The 3,907-nt window shown below is 34.6% G+C and carries 4 protein-coding genes; 2 read left to right on the top strand and 2 right to left on the bottom strand.

What is annotated here, in order from left to right; translation table 11 throughout:
* Positions 1-196 precede the first annotated feature (196 nt).
* A complete protein-coding gene (locus tag V7014_RS22115) occupies positions 197-1,246 on the bottom strand; it encodes a 2,3-butanediol dehydrogenase (RefSeq protein ID WP_335510392.1) in 1,050 nt (349 codons plus the stop codon).
* A gap of 127 nt (positions 1,247-1,373) precedes the next feature.
* Positions 1,374-2,246, bottom strand: a complete 873-nt coding sequence (locus V7014_RS22110; protein ID WP_335510390.1) for a protein-glutamine gamma-glutamyltransferase — start codon at positions 2,244-2,246, stop codon at positions 1,374-1,376.
* Positions 2,247-2,591: 345 nt separating this feature from the next.
* Here V7014_RS22110 and V7014_RS22105 point away from each other — a divergent pair, with 345 nt between their 5' ends.
* On the top strand, positions 2,592-3,365 hold the full coding sequence (locus tag V7014_RS22105) for an SDR family oxidoreductase (RefSeq protein ID WP_335510388.1): 774 nt from the start codon (positions 2,592-2,594) through the stop codon (positions 3,363-3,365).
* 80 nt (positions 3,366-3,445) lie between these two features.
* Positions 3,446-3,907: GNAT family N-acetyltransferase (locus V7014_RS22100; RefSeq protein ID WP_335510386.1), on the top strand; the 462-nt coding region annotated here is incomplete at its 3' end.

Raw genomic sequence — 3,907 nt, 5'->3', positions numbered from 1 at the left:
GGAGAAATATCGTACAGTTATTATAGTAGGAGAAGATGAAGTGAAAAAGAATCAAATTAGAGTAAAAGATATGATTACTGGAAATGAAAGGATTGAATTGTTTGATTTTAAATAATTAATGAAAGGATAAGTACTAGGAAAGAGCAAGATTTGATAATCACTGTATCAAATCTTGCTCTTATTTATTTAAAAAATCTTACTTTTCTCCACTCAATTCAACAAGGATTTTCGCTTGTGACTTATCGTTTGTTAAAGCTTCAAAACCTTTTTCAACGATATCATCTAATTGAATTTGAGCTGTAATAATACCTTGTGGTTTCAATTGCCCAGTACCCATTAAATCAACAGTTTGTTGGAATGTAGTAGGTGTGTAAGCAATAGACGATGTGATTTTCACACCAGTGTTTGTTAAATGAAGTGGATTCCATTCAATTGGTTTAGCAAATATAGATACGATCACCATTGTACCACGTGCTCTAGTAGCATCGATTGCTTGTTTGAAAGTTGGAGCTACACCAGCTACTTCAAATGTTACATCTACACCTTCAGGAACAATTGCACGAATGGCGTCTACAGCATTTTCCTTCCCAGAGTTAATGATATGAGTTGCTCCTAGCTCTAATGCTTTTTCTAGTCGAGTTTCAGATAAATCCAGAACGATAACTTTACTTGCGCCAGCAGCTTTCGCAGCAATAACAGTTAGTAATCCGATAGGACCTGCACCGAATACAGCTACTGTATCTCCAAACTTAAGATTTCCTTCTTTAACAGCTTGTACAGCTACTGCTGTTGGTTCAACTAGTGCACCATCTTGTAATGTTAATGTTTCGGGAAGAAGATAAATATTAGCTTCTGGAGCATTTGCAAAGGTTGTGAAACCACCATCACCGTGTAGACCGATAAAACTAAAGCCATCATAAATATCCAGATCTTCCGATTTATTACCATATGTAAGTGTAGGGTTGATTGCAACGCGATCACCTACTTTAAATTTTGTTACGTTTGATCCTACTTTTTCAATCACGCCTGCGAATTCGTGTCCCATAATAAGAGGAGCAACTTCTCCGGTTAAAGTATCCGCTTTCTCTGTTGGAACGAACACTGGTCCTTCTTGATATTCATGTAAATCACTACCACAAATACCTGCCCATGCAACACGTACTGTTACTTCATTGTCTTTTAAAGGTTTCAACTCTCTGTCTTCAATACGTAGATCTTTTTCACCATACCATACTGCCGCTTTCATAGTAAAACCCCCTAATTTTTTTAAAATTAATTATGTTAAAATAATTAATTTAATTTTAATTATACTAGATAAATTTATATTTTAAAGTTTTTTGTCCAAAAGGTAATATCAAAACAAATACACCCATTCATTTAGGGAAAGGGTGTATAGAAGATATTTGAGTGTAAACTTTATTTAGATAATGAAAATATCTTAAAAGTGAAATTGAACATTTGTTGTGATGTATGACAGGATGTTGGATTTTATAGGTTCTATTACCTTGTGGTAGCATTGATAATTTACCCAACTGGTTAAATGATGGTCGTATGGCCGAATTTAGCAGATAGGCTGATTGAATTGCCCCTGGCTTTCTCGTTTTATTTAAAGCTTGAATCATTCCTTCTGTGGTCTCGATTCCTATTCCGTGGCCAAAATATGTACCATCACCTAGAACAACGGCATTTTCTCCTCTCCACCAAGAGGCTTCTGGATCAACATCTGGATTATTAAAGTAAACAACATCGCCAGGCAAGAAATGATTTGTATCAAAGGTTTGTAATCCGAGATCAGAATCAGAATGCCAGCTATATAAATAAAGGTTTTGGAATAATTGATTAAATAAATATTCTCCAATGGTATTTAATACAGCATGGTAATAAATGATCAAAATAGCCGTGGCACATTCAAAGGCATATTGTGAGCTATTGTTGTATATATCATGAATTGCCATAGATGATTTTATTCCAGGCTTCAGCAAGAACCCACCAGTTTTAGTTATTTGCCAATATTGAGGATTAGCACGTGAGTTTTCAAAGACTTCAAATGCCGCTTGACCTTGATTCATTGCTTTTGCACTTTCAATAATGTTTTTCCGTAACTTAAGTTCAAAGGCTAACTCATTGATGGAGTGATATGAATGAATGGAAGGGTCTGCAAGCATTCGTTGGATTATAACACTTTCAATACTACCAGTTGGCCACATGCCACTTTGTTGGAAAGGCACACCAGATATTTGTATCATACTCTCCCTCATTCCAAGTTTAAGTATATGCTATTAACTAGTGTATTTTGTGTTGCACTTTTATATGAATTATCACGAAGAATAATCTGTCAATTTTAAATTTGAACTATTGATGTGAATTTTAAACAGGCTATTATTAATGCGAGAAATACGATTTTTATGATTATTGGCAATGTTTTTATTTGTTGTTAAAATGAATATATTACATGTATTGAATGGAACCGGAATATTATTTTTATTTCAAATCTCATTTTGAAAAATAAGATTGTAATAGTGTTTATTGCACTACAATCTTATTAGAAGTGGTGAAATGCAAAATGTATACCGTCCTTGGAGGAGTATTAAATGAACCGATTAAAAGAAAAGATTGCTATAGTTACGGGCGTGAGCCGTTTGCAGGGGATTGGAGCAGCTATTTGTAAGGAATTAGCTATCACAGGATATCATATATTTTTTACATATTGGACAGAGTATGATAAGAAGATGCCTTGGAGTATTGAACGAGATGAACCATTGAAATTAAAGGAGGAGTTAACACAAAAAGGTGTTAAAGTGTCATGCATGGAGTTGGATTTGTCTCAGCATGATGCACCTGAACAACTGATAAGTAGAGTCATAGAACAACTTGGTTACCCCGATATTTTAATTAATAACGCTGCATACTCAACAAATAACGACTTCTCTAATTTAACTGCAGAAGAGTTAGATAAACATTACTTGGTCAATATTCGTGCAACTACTTTACTAAGTAGTAGATTTGCTCAAGGGTTTCATAAGAAATCTGGTGGAAGAATTGTCAATATTACATCAGGTCAATTTCAAGGACCAATGCCAGGTGAATTAGCATATGCAACAACCAAAGGGGCTGTCGATGCTTTGACTATTACATTATCAGCCGAAGTAGCACCATTAGGTATAACAGTAAATGCAATTAATCCAGGCCCTACGGACACAGGTTGGATGACAGAAGAAATCAAAAGTGAATTAAAACCGATGTTTCCTTTTGGACGAATAGGGGTACCGAGCGACGTTGCGAAAACCGTAAAATTTCTTGTGAGTGAAGAAGCAGATTGGATTACAGGCCAAATCATTCACTCAGAAGGTGGTTTTAAAAGGTAAAAAAGGAAAGCTTCTGTTTTTTTGAATGGGCATTAAAAGTCTTTGTCCAAATTATTAATACTTTTTAAGGGAGTGGGAGAATGTTTCCAATCTTAGAAACGGAACGGTTAACCTTTAGAGAATTAGTTGAAGATGACGCTAGTGTTATTTTAAATTGTTTTTCAAATGCTGAGGTATTGCGTTTTTACGGACAAAAACCACTATCAAGTATAGATCAAGTGAAACAAATCATTAGCAACTTTTCCACTAATTATAATGATAAACGTGGTATTAAATGGGGAATTGAACATAAAGAAACAGGTGTAATTATTGGAACAATCGGAATTCAAGAATGGTCACTTGAGCATAAACGAGCAGAAATAAGTTATGCCCTTTTTCCAGAGAAATGGGGAAGCGGTTATGCGAGTGAAGCTGTAAAAAAGATCATTTCCTATGGTTTTGAAGAACTTGGTTTAGAGCGAATAGGGGCAGTTGTTTTTATTGAAAATAGTGCTTCTAATAAATTATTAACAAAATTAGGTTTTGTAAAAGAAGGAATATTG

Origin of the sequence: Bacillus sp. JJ722, from assembly GCF_036963345.1 — a bacterium.
In the GTDB taxonomy this organism is placed as follows: domain Bacteria; phylum Bacillota; class Bacilli; order Bacillales; family DSM-1321; genus Bacillus_AD.
Note: the sequence above shows the minus strand (reverse complement) of the source record. Positions and strands in the feature narration are given on the sequence as shown.